General features: G+C 35.2%; 9 protein-coding genes and 4 tRNA genes. 10 read left to right on the top strand and 3 right to left on the bottom strand.

The features are described 5' to 3' along the window. Positions 1-78 precede the first annotated feature (78 nt). Positions 79-1533, top strand: coding sequence for a type I glutamate--ammonia ligase (glnA, locus tag CCZ01_RS06935; RefSeq protein WP_112052495.1), 1455 nt, complete (start codon positions 79-81; stop codon positions 1531-1533). 420 nt (positions 1534-1953) lie between these two features. Here glnA and truA read toward each other — a convergent pair whose 3' ends face one another. Genes truA through CCZ01_RS06920 form a run of 3 tightly spaced genes read right to left on the bottom strand, consistent with a single transcriptional unit; the run spans position 1954 to position 4466 of the window. Beyond that, positions 1954-2688 carry a tRNA pseudouridine(38-40) synthase TruA gene (gene truA / locus CCZ01_RS06930; RefSeq protein ID WP_112052494.1) on the bottom strand — a complete coding sequence of 245 codons (735 nt, stop codon included), beginning with the start codon at positions 2686-2688 and terminating at the stop codon, positions 1954-1956. Continuing rightward, positions 2689-3753 carry an LptF/LptG family permease gene (locus CCZ01_RS06925; RefSeq protein WP_112052493.1) on the bottom strand — a complete coding sequence of 355 codons (1065 nt, stop codon included), beginning with the start codon at positions 3751-3753 and terminating at the stop codon, positions 2689-2691. It abuts the gene before it with no gap. Next, on the bottom strand, positions 3750-4466 hold the full coding sequence (locus CCZ01_RS06920) for a prepilin peptidase (RefSeq protein ID WP_112052492.1): 717 nt from the start codon (positions 4464-4466) through the stop codon (positions 3750-3752). Before CCZ01_RS06920 ends, CCZ01_RS06925 begins: the two co-directional genes overlap by 4 nt. A gap of 1115 nt (positions 4467-5581) precedes the next feature. On the opposite strand from CCZ01_RS06920, the gene CCZ01_RS06915 reads away from it, so the two are divergent. The 9 genes from CCZ01_RS06915 to CCZ01_RS06875 all read left to right on the top strand — a co-directional run bounded on the left by CCZ01_RS06915 (position 5582) and on the right by CCZ01_RS06875 (position 14465). Then, on the top strand, positions 5582-7279 hold the full coding sequence (locus tag CCZ01_RS06915) for an alkaline phosphatase (protein ID WP_112052491.1): 1698 nt from the start codon (positions 5582-5584) through the stop codon (positions 7277-7279). 75 nt (positions 7280-7354) lie between these two features. Continuing rightward, complete coding sequence (locus CCZ01_RS06910) at positions 7355-8836, top strand: coiled-coil domain-containing protein (protein WP_146745228.1); 1482 nt, start codon at positions 7355-7357, stop codon at positions 8834-8836. Positions 8837-8913: 77 nt separating this feature from the next. Next, positions 8914-10005, top strand: coding sequence for an NAD(P)-dependent alcohol dehydrogenase (locus CCZ01_RS06905; RefSeq protein ID WP_112052489.1), 1092 nt, complete (start codon positions 8914-8916; stop codon positions 10003-10005). A 10-nt stretch (positions 10006-10015) separates the two neighbouring features. Continuing rightward, a complete protein-coding gene (locus CCZ01_RS06900; RefSeq protein ID WP_112052488.1) occupies positions 10016-10810 on the top strand; it encodes a pyridoxine 5'-phosphate synthase in 795 nt (264 codons plus the stop codon). 12 nt (positions 10811-10822) lie between these two features. Continuing rightward, positions 10823-13954 (top strand): efflux RND transporter permease subunit, encoded by a 3132-nt coding sequence (locus CCZ01_RS06895; RefSeq protein ID WP_112052487.1) that lies wholly within the window; start codon positions 10823-10825, stop codon positions 13952-13954. An 89-nt stretch (positions 13955-14043) separates the two neighbouring features. Then, a tRNA-Gly gene (locus CCZ01_RS06890) sits at positions 14044-14118 on the top strand. Positions 14119-14178: 60 nt separating this feature from the next. Continuing rightward, positions 14179-14265, top strand: a tRNA-Leu gene (locus CCZ01_RS06885). Positions 14266-14276: 11 nt separating this feature from the next. Beyond that, a tRNA-Cys gene (locus CCZ01_RS06880) sits at positions 14277-14351 on the top strand. A gap of 26 nt (positions 14352-14377) precedes the next feature. Next, positions 14378-14465 (top strand) — tRNA-Ser (locus tag CCZ01_RS06875). The last annotated feature ends 454 nt before the right edge of the window (positions 14466-14919 follow it).

Below are 14919 nucleotides of genomic sequence, written 5' to 3'. Positions count from 1 at the left end.
GCATAAAGTTTTACATTGTTGCATGTTTTGTGATACAATAAACCCATAGAATCTAACATTAGAACAAGGATTATTTTAATGAAAAAACATGAAATTGATAAGAAGGCAGTGGCGGAATTTTTTGCTTTTTGCAAGGAGCATGAGGTTAGATTTGTAGATTTTCGTTTTACAGATATTAAAGGAATTTGGCATCATGTTTCTTTTAGTTTTTCGGCGATTGATGAGGGTAGTTTTGAAGGGATTGCTTTTGATGGTAGCTCTTTTCCTTTTTGGCAACCTGTCGATAAGTCAGATATGATCCTTATCCCAGACCCAGTGCGTTATTTTATTGATCCATTTACTGCTGATACAACCGCTGTTGTTTTTTGTGATATTTGGGATATTTATAAAGATGAGCCTTATGAGAAGTGTCCGCGTAGTATTGTAAAACGTGCGATGAAATATATTCAAGAAAGTGGAATCGGTGATGTTGCTTATTTTGGTCCTGAAAATGAGTTTTTTATTTTTGACTCCATTAAGATGAAAGATGAGATTAACTGCCAATATTATGAGGTTGACACAGAGGAAGGAGAATGGAATCGTTCCACATCTTATGAGGTGGATATGTTGGGCAAAGGCTCAAATATTGGGCATCGTCCAGGTACAAAGGGTGGTTATTTTCCTGTTCCGCCTGTCGATTCTCTGATGGATATTCGTGCGGAGATGGTGCAAGTTTTAGAGCAAGTTGGTTTGGAAACTTTTATTGTTCATCATGAGGTTGCACAAGGGCAGGGTGAAATTGGTGTAAAGTTTGGAGATATGTTAGAAGCAGCAGATAATGTTCAGAAACTAAAGTATGTTGTGAAAATGGTTGCACACTTGAATGGTAAGACTGCGACTTTTATGCCCAAGCCTCTTTATGGAGATAATGGAAACGGAATGCATGTGCACACTAGTATTTGGAAAGGAGGTAGAAATCTTTTTGCAGGTGATGAATATGAGGGTTTGAGTTCGATGGCTTTGCATTATTTGGGTGGTGTATTAAAGCATGCAAGAAGTGTTGCTGCATTTACAAATGCTTCTACAAATTCTTACAAAAGGCTAATTCCCGGATTCGAAGCACCGAGTATTTTAAGTTATTCTGCTCAAAATCGCAGTGCAAGTATTCGTATTCCGTACAACAGTGGCGAGAAAGCAAAACGAATGGAGTTTCGTTTTCCTGATAGTTCTGCTAACCCTTATTTAGCATTTTCCAGCCTTTTGATGGCAGGGCTTGATGGCATTAAGAATAAGATTGACCCAGGTGCACCTATGAATATTAATTTATTCGAATTAACACTTGATGAAATTCGAGAAAAAGGTATTAAGCAACTTCCACATACGCTTAGATCGGCTATTGAGGAAATGTTGCTAGATAAAGAATATCTTAAGCAAGGTGGCGTTTTTTCGGAAGAATTTATTCAGACTTATAAGGCATTTAAATTTGAGACAGAAATTTGGCCGTGGGAAGCACGACCACACCCTTTTGAATTCATCACAACTTATAGTTGTTAGCTCTAAGAAAGTAACAAGTGAGAAATAGATAGTCAGTGCACAAGTGAAGATAGAGTTTATTAGGGGTAATAAGACTTGATTTGGTGTGTGGAATTAGTTATTCTAGAAAGGGACTAAACCTTCTAGTGCTTGATATTCCTACATTTAAACCCAAAAGGGAGATTGATGAAGATTAGATGCCAGAAATGTGCTTTTACACAGGAAGTAAATGTTGGCTTTTTGTTAAGACAATAGTCAACTTTTGCCTGTAAGGGGTTTTTGGGTATGGGTAATATTTATGGGTGGGGTTGCTCTTCCTGTTTGTTTGGTGATTGTTGCTTGTGAGGTTGTGATTCTTGTTTTGTAAGAATAAATCACAAAATGGATGATTGATAAAAATCATCGCTATGAAATATAGCTCTTGTGATGGAAATCAATACCCTAGTTTTTTTCATAAACAATCCTTGCGAGATACAAACCTTGTGGTGGAGCTAAGAATCTTGAATGTGTACGTTTTGTTTGGAGTTGCTCTATAATATGTTCTTGGGTAAGTTTGTTTTGGTCAAGTAGAATCAATGCTCCCATAATGAAACGAATTTGAGAATGCAAAAAACCTTGAGATTTAAAACAAAAAATTGTGTGATTTTTATGGGTATAAAGTTGTGTCTCAAGTTTTCTTGTTGTGCAAAGAGAGGGCGTAGATTTTGAAAATAAATAAAAATCGTGTTCCCCATTAAAGAGATTCAGGCCTAATTTCATTGTCTGAAAAGACTGGATGTGGTAGAAAAATGTATAGCGAGATGTAAAGGGCGAAAGTGGTGGTGGGCTAATGATATAGCGATAAAATCGCTCTTTCACTTTAAAACGGGGGTTAAAGTTAGGCTCAACAATATCTAGAGATTGAATATAAATAAAAGGAGCAATTTTTTTATTTAATTCTGATTTTAAGCTGGTAAGGCAAGATGGAATGTAGGGTGATGTAACACTAAGAACATTCCCTAGTGCATGTACGCCTTTGTCTGTTCGGCTAGCGGCTTGAATTTTTCCAAAAACCCCCGCACTCTTAAAAGCTTTTTGGAGATTACCTAAAACGCTTTGATGATGCTTTTGAAATTGTGAACCATAAAAAGCACTGCCGTCATATTGTATGATCGCTTTCAATCGAACTTCTGCCAATTAAAAAAACCTTGCGATGAATTGGCGAAATAATAAATAACTTCCAATGCTCCATAAGAAAATTGTTGGAAGAATTCCATGTATAGGGAAATATGTTGAAACGATATGGACACAACCATAAAAGAAAGCAACTGAAAAAATAATAAAAAAGTATGTATAGGGATGCATAAAACGTGGGTGCATTACACCAAATAAAGGGATGAGAGGAATGGATAATATTGGAAATAGAGAAACAAGAATATATGTTGCAAAATTACGCAAAACTTTTGCACCTTCCCTGGCTTTGCGGTCATTTTCAAGTGTATCTCTTTCAATATATGCATTATTCATACTCGCCCAATAATCCCAAATGCTATTGTGTTGATAATTTGTTGAGATATTTAAACGCGTAATGAGTTTTTCATAATCAATTCGTTCAATCATTTTTTCTTTACCTAAATATGCACTTCCATTAGAAACACTGATTTCAAAAATAGAATGGTTATTGATGAGTTCAGCACTATCAGCGACAATAAAAACTTCTCCCTGCAAACTTTGTTTAGAAAATAAAACCACTTCTCCATAGCGATTATTTTCAAAAGAATTAATATAGACGAGCCAAGAGCCTAGTTTTTGTGAAAATTCTGATGGCTTTAAGTTAATATCAATATTTTTTCTTTTTTCATTCAAAAATTGTTGGTAAAATTGATTTGAAGCTGGAATAAGAATAAAGGAAAAGATAAAAAGTGTGGCAGAAAGTATAAGAGATAAAGGAAAGAAAAATCGCAAAAGATAGTGCGATGAAAGCCCTAAGGAAAATAGTACAGGCAATTCATATTCTTGAGAAAGACGTGAAAGAGTTATTACTGCTGCAACAAAGAATGTGATAGGTAGGGCGAAAAATAACATAACAGGTAATGTATAGAAATAAAGTTCAAAAAATTCTAAAAAACTCATTTTTATAACAGCTGTTACGCTTGCAACGCGAATAAATAAAATAACAGAGGAGATAAAAAATATTACAAAAAATATGGGAAAGAAAATTTTTGCTAAGTTGATAAGAATAAAATTATTAACGATTCTCATTGAGATTGCCCAAAAAATAAATAAAAGGTTGGAAAAAACAAGAAGGGGAGCAGGGCAATTTTTTGCTGTTTTTTTATGAGTAACCAAATAAGAGCCAAACAAGAGCTAGACAGTAAAATTAGATTAAATAAATATAAATTATTAATAAGTATAGCAGTGGCGGCCAGGACAACAATATCCCCCTCACCTATAACTTTTTTATGCAAAATAGCTTGCAAAAAGATACTAAGTAAACAAATAAAGCCAATAATAGCCAAAGGTTCTATTAGAGAATTTAAAAAGAATTCAGAATTGAAATATAAAAAAATACATGAAAGCAATAAGACAAAAAATAAAATTTCGGCATGAACTTCTTGATGGAATGCGTCAATGAGGGTGGCGATAAAGAAAGATGTAAAAAATAAAAAAATTAAAATTGTATTGACTGAAAAACTATAAAAATAAAAAGAAATACAGGCTAAAATCATAATACAGCATTCTGTAAAAGGGTAAATCCAAGAAATACGTTGATGACAAAATGCACAACGTCCGAAAAGTAAAAGATAAGAAAAAAGGGGGATAAGGTGATGAGGTTGCAGAGATGTTTGGCATTTTTCACAGTGTGAAGGAGGACAGAAAATGCTTTGGCGATGTGGAACGCGCGTAATGATTACATTTGCAAAAGAGCCAAAGCAAAGCCCAAAGATAATAACTAATATCCATTCAAACCACAAGATAATTTCCTTTAGTCGATATATAGAATTTTAAACCTCATAGGCAAGTTTGTCAAGCAATGTTGTAATATTACTATTTTTTAATCTTATTTTTTGCTTAAAAATAATCTGATCAATATAAAAATTCTACCTCAAACTAAATAGATATTAATAGGTTCTTGAAATGTAATGTATGCCATAAAAATCCCAACAATAGGAATAAGATATAAGCACACTTATCCTAAAATCCTCAATATTTTTAAGCAGGCATTCCAAGACAAACAACATAATGCAGATGCAAAAATCCCTAGAAAAATGAGATTTAAAAGATTTTCTATGCACTGGAAACATTAATCCAAATTCTATTATTAGAGTTTTGATTTTTAGGTATAATTCCCTAAAGCATTTCGGTCTTTCTCTTATTGAAACGCCTTTTGACAAATTTAGCCTCGCTTAACTTAGTTATTATTTTTTATCATTTAATATTTATAAAATTAAATGATAACCGATTTTATATGGGATAACCAATGATGTGAATGCGATACTATACAGAAAAAATTATGTGCGTAATGGTAATGGGATGATTTCCCTTAAATCCAGAACAAAACTAGCAAGAATACAAAGCAAATCCCCAAGTAGATAAACCCCAAAAGAGAAATTCTCATTAAAATGACGAGCATTGCCCTAGTGAAGGCAAAGACGAATCTTAAGAATTTTTTAGTCTTTTAGCATAGAATATACCAAGCAATGTTACATTTGAAGTGGTTGTAATTTAGGGCAATATTTTCTATAAATAACTACCGCTTAATCCAGTAAATGCAAATAGGAGTAAAATTCTAGAAAGGCAGATAATAGCAATTAAAAATGTATGAAGAGAATTTCATCTACATAAAAATTAGCTAACAAGGCTTTTGTAGATATAAATTGCTACCCCAAATAAGAATCGTAAAAATCGCTAAACTATACCCTATAAGGAGATGATATTTTTGCAAATTCTACTCTATTAAATCTTGAAGATAAGCGATTATGGCAAATTTTTTGGAATGGAATTTTGACAAAAACTTAACAAAAAACCATAATAGAAATTTACAAAATACCCTTATAATTTTCGATTATGATTCAGCAGGAGGCAATCAATGTTGAGAATAATCTTTGCATTTTGTGTGTTTGGTGGTTTGTGTTTTGCATGGGAAATGCGGATTTTACCTATCAATCAAGCTAAATTCCTAGTTGGGCAAAAGTTTGATTTTTTAGTTGAAATGAAAAATGCTCCTAAAAACCCATTAGCAGTTAGTATTAATGGAGTAAAAGCGGAAGAATTTTTTCGGAAAACTCCGTATATTTGGGAGGAAAATGGTATTTTATCCTACCGCATTAACGAGGTTTCTTTTGAAAAAGAAGGTGAATTTGTCATTAAAGCACAAAGTGGACAGGTAGAGTCGCTTGTTCATTATGAAGTTGTGCAACCACAAATCTCTAAGAATGCAAAAAATGTTATTTTATTGATTGGCGATGGTATGAGTTTGCAGGCTAAGCAAATGGCTAGAATTCTTTCTAAAGGGATTGTTGAGGGTAAATATAAAGATGTGTTAGCAATGGAGAATCTTGATAGAATGGCTTTAATCACGACTTCAGGTTATGATTCTCTAACTACAGATTCAGCTAATAGTGCTTCAGCGTATGCGACGGGGCATAAGAGTGTTGTTGGTGCTATTGGCATATATGAAAACGCGACAAAAGATCCATTTGATGATCCAAAAGTTGAGAACTTAACCGAAATTCTTAAACGTTCTAAGAAAATGCAGATAGGGATTGTTACAACTGCAAGTGTTACAGATGCGACTCCAGCAGCGTTTATTTCCCATACAAGGCAAAGGTTTAATTCAAATCGTATTGCTCTTGATTTATTGGAATCTGCTCCTGATGTTTTGTTAGGTGGTGGGCTTAGATATTTTATCCCAAAAAGTCAAGCAAATTCCAGACGTGACGATGAACGCAATTTGATTCAGGAACTTAAAGATAAGGGTTATAATGTTGTTTTTAATCAAAAAGAATTATTATCTAAAAGTAAGTATTCAGATAAATTAGCCGGATTTTTTCATTATGGTAATCTAAATGTTTTTCTGGATAGAGAGATTCTCAAAAATGATAAAGTGTTAAAAGATTTTGATAATCAACCTAGTTTAGTTGAAATGACAGAAATTGCACTGCAGAAATTAAGCCAAAGCCCAAACGGGTTTTTTTTGCTTGTTGAAGCTGCAAGCATTGATAAACAGTTACATAATATGGACTGGCAACGTGCGACATATGATACAATTGAATTAGATAAAGCTGTTGCTAAGGCAATGGAATTTGCAAAAAATGATAAAAATACGCTTGTGATTGTCGTAGCTGACCATGCACATGGGGCTAGTATTACTGGAACATATCATGAAAAGGATGGCAAGACCGGACGTGAGGCGGTAAGGGTTTATGGTCGTGCTGTTTTTCCAACTTTTGAGGATAAAAATGGAGATGGATACCCAGACAATCCAAACCCAGAGGTAACCTTAGCTGTGCAATATGCAAACCACCCTGATTACAAGGCAAATTATCATTTGCGTGAGATTCCTGTTAGCCCAACTAAAAGGGAAGGACATAAATATATTGCAAATCCTCATTCAAATGGTGAAGAGTATAAGGGTAATATTCCAGAATCAGAATTGGAGGAAGTGCATGCAGCAGATGATGTGATTTTGATGGCTGATGGCGTTGGAAGTGAATATTTTAAGGGCGTTATGGATAATACGGAAGTCTTTTTTGGAATTATTCGAGCGTTAGATGTAGAATTATAGCAAGTTGCTAATTAAGATTTTGTGAGTATAATTGTTCTAAAAGAATTAGAAACAAATAATGCTTCAATAAGGAAAATGATGAATACTATTCGTATTAACATTAGTAGAGAATCTGAAGAATCTGTGCGTTTGATTGACTTGTGGCAAACACCCATTTCTGCTTTGAGGGTGTTTTGGAATGGTGATAATCAAGAATATGAAGAGTTTTTTGAAAAATATCATCTTACATGGGAGGAAACAAATAGTATTTATGAGACAAAGCAACAAGCTGCCGATATTTTAGAAAGGTTGGCACAGATTTTTAAACAAGATATTGCACAATTTGATTTTCGTCTTGCGACTGCTTTGAAGGGTCGGGGGTTAACTTCTATGCAGGAAGTAGAAATTGCGACATTGCGTTTTGATATGCAAGAATGTGATTCTGAGTGTCAAGAGATATTGCAAGATATTTTCTTTCATTGCACGACACGTTCCTTCTTAGATTTTAGGAGGATTCAGGGTTTTGAATTAATCTTAAATTATAGTCGTCGAGGTTATTTTGACGAGGGTGAACGTATAGGTATTTATACGGCAAGAAATGCCTATAATTTGAAAGATGGTATCAAAAATAGTCGCGATATTAATTTTATTTTGAGTGGTTTATGTTTAGAAATCGCACAAAAATTACCCCATTGTCAATTTTTATATACTTATGTAACCGGTGTTGGTGCAAGTATTGACAATATTGTTGCAGCGGCAGATATTGTGCAAGCAAAGCAAAATCGATTAGCCATCAAAGAAAAGGCAAAAGAAGAATTAAGGGCACAAAAAGCAAAAACAAGAGATTCTTTAGCGGTAGAATCTTTAGAGCAAAAGTTAATGCAGGCATCAACAACGCAATTCAGAATGCAGTTAGAAGATTCTTTTGATGAGTATTTTGAAAAGGGCTTTGAATATTATAATGCTAAAGAATTAGAAAAATTCCATATGCGATTGCAAAAAGCAAAAGAGAATGCGAAAGAGGCATATACTTATATTCGTACACAGATTGATGAGGGGTTGAGCTTGAAAGAATCTCTTGATTTGGTGAAACAGAAATATCGCGATGAGGATACTTTAAATCTTGCAAGTATGCTTATCGCACGCGATATTCTTGAAATTTCGAAAAAAGAAACACAAATTGCAAATCTTAAAGAAGAATTGACTTTAAAAGAAAAGGAATATAAAAAATTGTATGAACAAATTGCTAAGATGGAGCAAACTATATCAAGTTTAAGAGGTAGTTTGAGTGAAAAAGTGAATGAATTTAATCTTTACAAAGAAAAAGCAAAAGAAGAATTAGAAGATTTTGCACAAAAAGCAAAGCAGGCTGTTCAAGAGGAGTTACAACAGTTAATTCAAGAAAAGGAGGAGCTTGAGATAGAGTCAAGTGAAAATGCAACTTTAATTGATCGTTTAAATGTTGAGAATCAATTATTGAAGGAAAATCTAAATAAATTAGAGCAACATATCAAAGAATTGCAAATTGAAAATCGTGATTTATATGCCTTTAAAATAAACCATCAAGACTCAATGTAAGTGGGTACTCGGATACTAATTCTTGCATTCTTAGTGATGATTTTGTATAATTTTCAAAAAACCCAAAAGGAGCTAAAATGTTATTGCAGGATAATTTACAAGAAGTAAAAGAAGGGAGAAGAATCACCGCAAAAGGCTACGCTGTTAACCATAAAAACGACACTTTTAAGCCATTTTTATTTTCGCGTCATGCCTTGGGTGAAAATGATATTTTGATTGAAATTTTATTTGCTGGAATTTGTCATAGTGATATCCATTCTGCACGTAGTGAATGGCGTCAGGGTATTTATCCAATGGTGCCAGGACACGAGATTGCAGGAAAAGTTGTTGCAGTGGGTAGTCAGGTGAGTAAATTTAAAGTTGGTGATTATGCGGGCGTGGGTTGTATGGTGAATAGTTGTGGTGAATGCGAGGCTTGTAAGAGAAGTCAGGAGCAATTTTGTCAGAATGCAAAAACAATTTTTACCTATGATTGTAAAGATTGTTTTCATGATAATGAACCAACTTATGGCGGTTATTCTAATAATATTGTGGTCCATGAAAAATTTGCTGTGAATGTTCCCCAAAATGCACCTTTGGAGAAAGTTGCTCCTTTGCTTTGTGCAGGGATTACAACCTATTCTCCTTTAAAATTCAGCGGAGTTAAAAAGGGCGATAAAGTTGCCGTTGCAGGATTTGGAGGACTTGGTGTGATGGCGATGAAATATGCGTTACAGATGGGTGCTGAAGTGAGTGTTTTTGCACGCAATGACAAAAAAAGAGATGAGGCAATTCAGCTTGGTGCAAAAGCACTTTATGTAAGCACACAAGAATGCAAGGAACGTTTCAATTTTCTTATTTCTACCATTCCAACAGGCTATGATGTGAATAGCTACATTGATTTACTAGAATTTGGTGGTGAAATGGCGATTGTTGGACTTCCGCCAGTGGAGCTTAAAACTCATATTGATTTAACGCGTCTTGTTTTTGCCGCAGGTAAAAAGGTTTATGGTTCTTTGATTGGTGGAATGAAAGAGACACAAGAAATGCTTGATTTTTCTTTAAAGCACAGGATTTATCCAGAGACAGAAATTATTGGAGTAAATGATATTAACCAGGCGTATGAGAATCTCACGAATGGAAAGGCAAAATTCCGTTATGTGATTGATATGGCAAGTTTACAAAACTGAAAGGGGAACTATGCGTTTGGGTGTGAATATCGACCATATCGCAACTTTAAGGGAGGCAAGGAGAATCAATGAGCCAGAACCACTTGAAGCTATAGCGTACTTAAGGAATGCAGGTGCTAATCAAATCACAATTCATTTGCGTGAAGATAGGCGACATATTGATGATGTTGATGTTGCAAAAATTATTGAATGTTCCCCTCTGCCCGTCAACGTAGAATCTTCAATTCAGCCAGATATCATAGAATATCTTTGTTCTTTACGTCCACACTCTATCACACTTGTCCCTGAAAAAAGAGAGGAAATTACGACAGAGGGTGGCTTAAATCTTAAGGTTAAAACAGACCAAATTGCAAAAATTATTCAAATAATTAAGCAAGCCGATATTCTACCTTCATTGTTTATTGACCCACATTCAGAGATGTTGCAATTAGCCAAGCAAATTCAGTGTCCAAAGGTTGAGTTTCACACAGGACGATACGCTAATCTTTTTTTGATGCTACACAGCAATCTTGCCTTAACAAAACATAGCATTAGGGAGTTTGAACTATCGCGACAAGAGTTGCATACGCTTTTAACGCAAGAAATTAAAAATCTTGCACAAATGGCTAGGGAGGCAAAGGATATTGGCTTGTTTGTTGCAGCGGGGCATGGATTGAATAAAGAAAATTTGAAACCGATTATTTCAATTGCTGAAATTCAAGAATTAAATATAGGGCATAGCATTATTTCAAGAGCAGTTTTTGTGGGGTTGCAAAGAGCAACAGAAGAGATTATTGAGCAGTTTAAATATCCAAAATTTTATTAGCAAGAATGTTAAATGATTGAAGAATATATTCGCCGTCCTGTTGTTGTGATTGTGGGTATGATATTGCTTGTATTATTCGGTTTTATGGCATTAATGACAATGCCTTATCAACTTACTCCTAAGGTAACGCGTCCTATCATCAGCATTTCTACAAGTTGGAGCGGTGCAACTCCTTATGAAATTGAACGCGAAATTATTGAACGGCAAGAGAATGTCTTAAAAGGTTTAGATGGTTTGGAGAGTATGGAGTCGCGTTCGCGCAATGGTAGTGGACGTTTAACTTTAGAATTCTCTATCTCTACACCTTTAAATCAAGCAATGTTGGATGTAAGCAATAAACTTAGCGAAGTGAAGGGCTATCCTGATGATATCGACCGCCCAATTATTCGTGCAACAGGAGAAGATGTTGAAGCTGTTGTTTATATGATATTAAAAACGATTAATTCTGATGAAAATGTGCGTGAGTACCGCACTTTTTTTAATGAAGAAATTGCCGCCTACTTTGAACGTATTCCGGGTGTTGCAGAAGTAGATATGCCCGGTGGTGAAGACCGTGAGATGCATATTATCCTTGATTCTCAAAAACTTGCAGCCTATGATTTAAGAATTTCAGATGTAATCAATGCCCTTGAGAATGCAAATATCAATATTGCAGCTGGAACAATGAACTATGGGCAAAAGGCGTATCGTGTTCGTAGCGTAGCAGAATATAAGACACCAGAGGCTGTCGCTGAAACAATTGTTTGGGGCGATGGACGTCGACGCATTAAAATCAGTGATATTGCGATTGTTCGTGCTGGTTTTGAGAGTCCTAGTACTGTAACTTTGCATAATTTTCAAACAAGTCTTGGTGTGGGTATTAAACCGACAAGCGATGCAAATACACTTGAGTTGACAAATGCTGTTGAAGAGGTTTTCCATAAACTTAATAATGGGATTTTAAAGAACAATGGGCTTTATCTGGAATGGATGAGTGACCAGAGAGATTATATTGTTGAGGCAATTAATCTTGTTCAAAGTAATATCTTGACGGGTGCAATTCTTGCTTGTTTGGTTTTATTTGTTTTTTTACGTTCATTGACTTCTACTTTAACAATTGCTATCGCAATGCCTTTGAGTATCTTTGGCACATTTATGGTGATGGCATCTTTGGGACGCACCCTGAATGTAATTTCTATGGCGGGGGTTTCTTTTGCGGTGGGTATGCTTGTTGATTCAGCGATTGTTGTACTTGAAAATATTGAGAGACATAAAAGTTTAGGTAAAAATTCTTTGGAAGCTGTGCGAGATGGTACAAAAGAAGTGTTGGGAGGATTAATTGCCTCTGTTCTCACTACTATTGCTATTTTTATTCCTGTGATTACAATAAAAGATGAAGCAGGACAACTTTTTAGGGATATTGCGATTACTGCAAGTGCAGCAGTATGCTTCTCGCTGTTTGTTTCTATTATTGTGATTCCAACATTAAGTTATCAAACACTTCTGATGCTGGATAAAATAAAAAATAAAAAAGAAAAATCAAAAACAATCGGTAAAATTATTTCTGATAAAATCATATCTTTTGGAAATATGCTTGTAGAGATGATTATGTTTTTTGTACGATTAGCAATGAAGAATCTTTTTTCGCGTTTATTAACTATTGTTGCATTCACACTTTTTTCTTGTATTTTGAGTTATTTGCTTTTTCCTAAAATGGAATATTTGCCTAAGGGTAATCAAAACTTACTTGTTGCAAGGTTGAATCCACCGCCTGGCACTTCTTATGAAGAACGTTTGAATGTAGGAAGAATGATTTTTGATTACACAAAGGATTATTTCGAAAAAGAAGGCTTTGAGGGAAATGCAACAATCCCTGCCATCAGCCAACTTTATTTTATTGGAAGTGAAAGCACGATGCGTTTTACTGTTCGTAGTAGTGACCCTAGTCGTCCGGCTACATTAATTCCTTTATTGCGTGAAAGTATGGCGAATATTCCAGGTATGAGTGGCTCTGTGAGTCAGCCGGGTGTATTTGCAAGAGGTGGTGGAGGACGAGAAATTGATGTGGATATTAGTGGTTACAATTTAGAATCTATCATCACAACTGCACAGGTATTGCAAGAGAATATCCAGAAATTTTTAGGAGAAGGAACGCAGATTCGTGCAACTCCAAGCCTTGAAGTCTTGTATCCAGAGATTAATTTTTATCCGATTAGTGAGCGATTGAAAGCTGTTGGTTTGAGTGCAAAAGAGTTCGGAATCGCTTTAGATGTGCTGATGGATGGGCGTAAAATTTCTGAATATAAAGAAGAAGGGCGACAAAGTATTGATTTGATTCTTAAGGCACATTCAGAGATTCTAAAAAGCCCAGAGGAATTGTATAATGCTTCCATTTACACACCTGATGGCGGTATTGTCCCTATTTCCAGCCTCTCTATGCAACGTTTGGAATATGGAACTTCTGAAATTCGGCATTTTGAACGCAACCGTACAATTACATTGATCGTGTCTCCTCCAGAGCATATACCATTAGAACAAGCAATGGAGATTATTCAAACAGAAGTGCTAGATTCTTTAAAGGCGGAGAATGCCTTAGGTGATAACCAGATTCATTTAAGCGGAAATGCGGATAAACTGACAAAGATTCGCCTTGCTTTGCAATATGGATTTTTGCTTGCCGTGTTGATTATTTATCTCTTGATGGCAGCTTTATATGAACATTTTATTTATCCATTAATTATATTATTTACCGTTCCTTTAGCGGTTGCAGGAGGTGTGTTAGGAATTTGGCTTGTAAATTATTTTCTTGTGCCACAATCTCTTGATGTCTTAACAATGCTTGGCTTTATTATTCTGGTAGGGATTGTTGTCAATAATGCGATTTTGATTGTTTATCAGTCTTTGCATAATGTGCGACTATATGGAATGGCAGTTAAAGAGGGCATTATTGATGCGGTACGCGTAAGGATTCGCCCTATTTATATGAGTACTTTGACTTCTTTATTTGGAATGTTGCCTTTGGTTGTTGCACCAGGTGCTGGAAGTGAAATTTATCGTGGACTTGGTGCTGTGATTCTTGGTGGATTGGGATTTTCAACTGTTATTACAATTTTTGTTATTCCTTGCCTACTCTCTTTCTTCTTGAAAGCAAAAAAGAATCAATAAGTATATTTTTATTTTTTTGTATAATATTTCTTTAAGAATTTTTATGCTAGAATCCCGATTCTTTAGTTGTTCCAGATTCAAATTTTTAAGCGGGAGTAGCTCAGTGGTAGAGCACAACCTTGCCAAGGTTGGGGCCGCGGGTTCGATCCCCGTCTCCCGCTCCAAAAATCATCAAAACTTTCCAAAGATTCAATGAGGTAGATTGTGTTTTTAGAAAGTTTTATGCCCGAGTGGTGGAATGGTAGACACAAGGGACTTAAAATCCCTCGGACATTGTGTCCGTGCCGGTTCAAGTCCGGCCTTGGGCACCATTATTTTAGAGGGCGACATAGCCAAGTGGTAAGGCGTGGGCCTGCAAAGCCTTGATTCCCCAGTTCGAATCTGGGTGTCGCCTCCAGTGATTATTTGATATTGTTTGTAGTGCGGGAGATGGCTGAGTGGTCGAAAGCGGCGGTCTTGAAAACCGTTGAGGGTAACACCTCCGGGGGTTCGAATCCCTCTCTCCCGGCCATGCTTCTCAGTAGCTCTTTGCCTTGATGATTGCTCCTAGAATTTTCTATTTTTCTTTCTGGTTTCTAGATATTTTGGAATACAATGCCCCTATCAGCTTAATAGAGAGTTTTTTAATGAAATGGGTAATAGTTGCAAGATTTACGATGAGTCGAAATTCATATCATCAATATATAGGCTATCTTTAAAATTTTAAAGCCATAAGATAATAATTAATATAAGTTGACAAATATTACAAGTGTAGGTAACAGATTTAGTGTTATTCCTTTAAAGTGCCTATTATAGGAGTCTGTAAAAGGCTTTAATAAAAGTGTGCCAATTTTGTGACAATTTAAGTTTCATTTAAAGACTAAAATAGAGTCTATAACCTTTATAATAATACACTCAACCCTTAAAAACTCTCTATAAAAAACATATTTTTGCCACTTTCATTTTTTGCCATTCCTATACTATTG

It is taken from the genome of Helicobacter monodelphidis, from assembly GCF_003288845.1.
Taxonomy (GTDB): domain Bacteria; phylum Campylobacterota; class Campylobacteria; order Campylobacterales; family Helicobacteraceae; genus NHYN01.
This window is presented reverse-complemented; position numbering and strand designations above follow the sequence as displayed.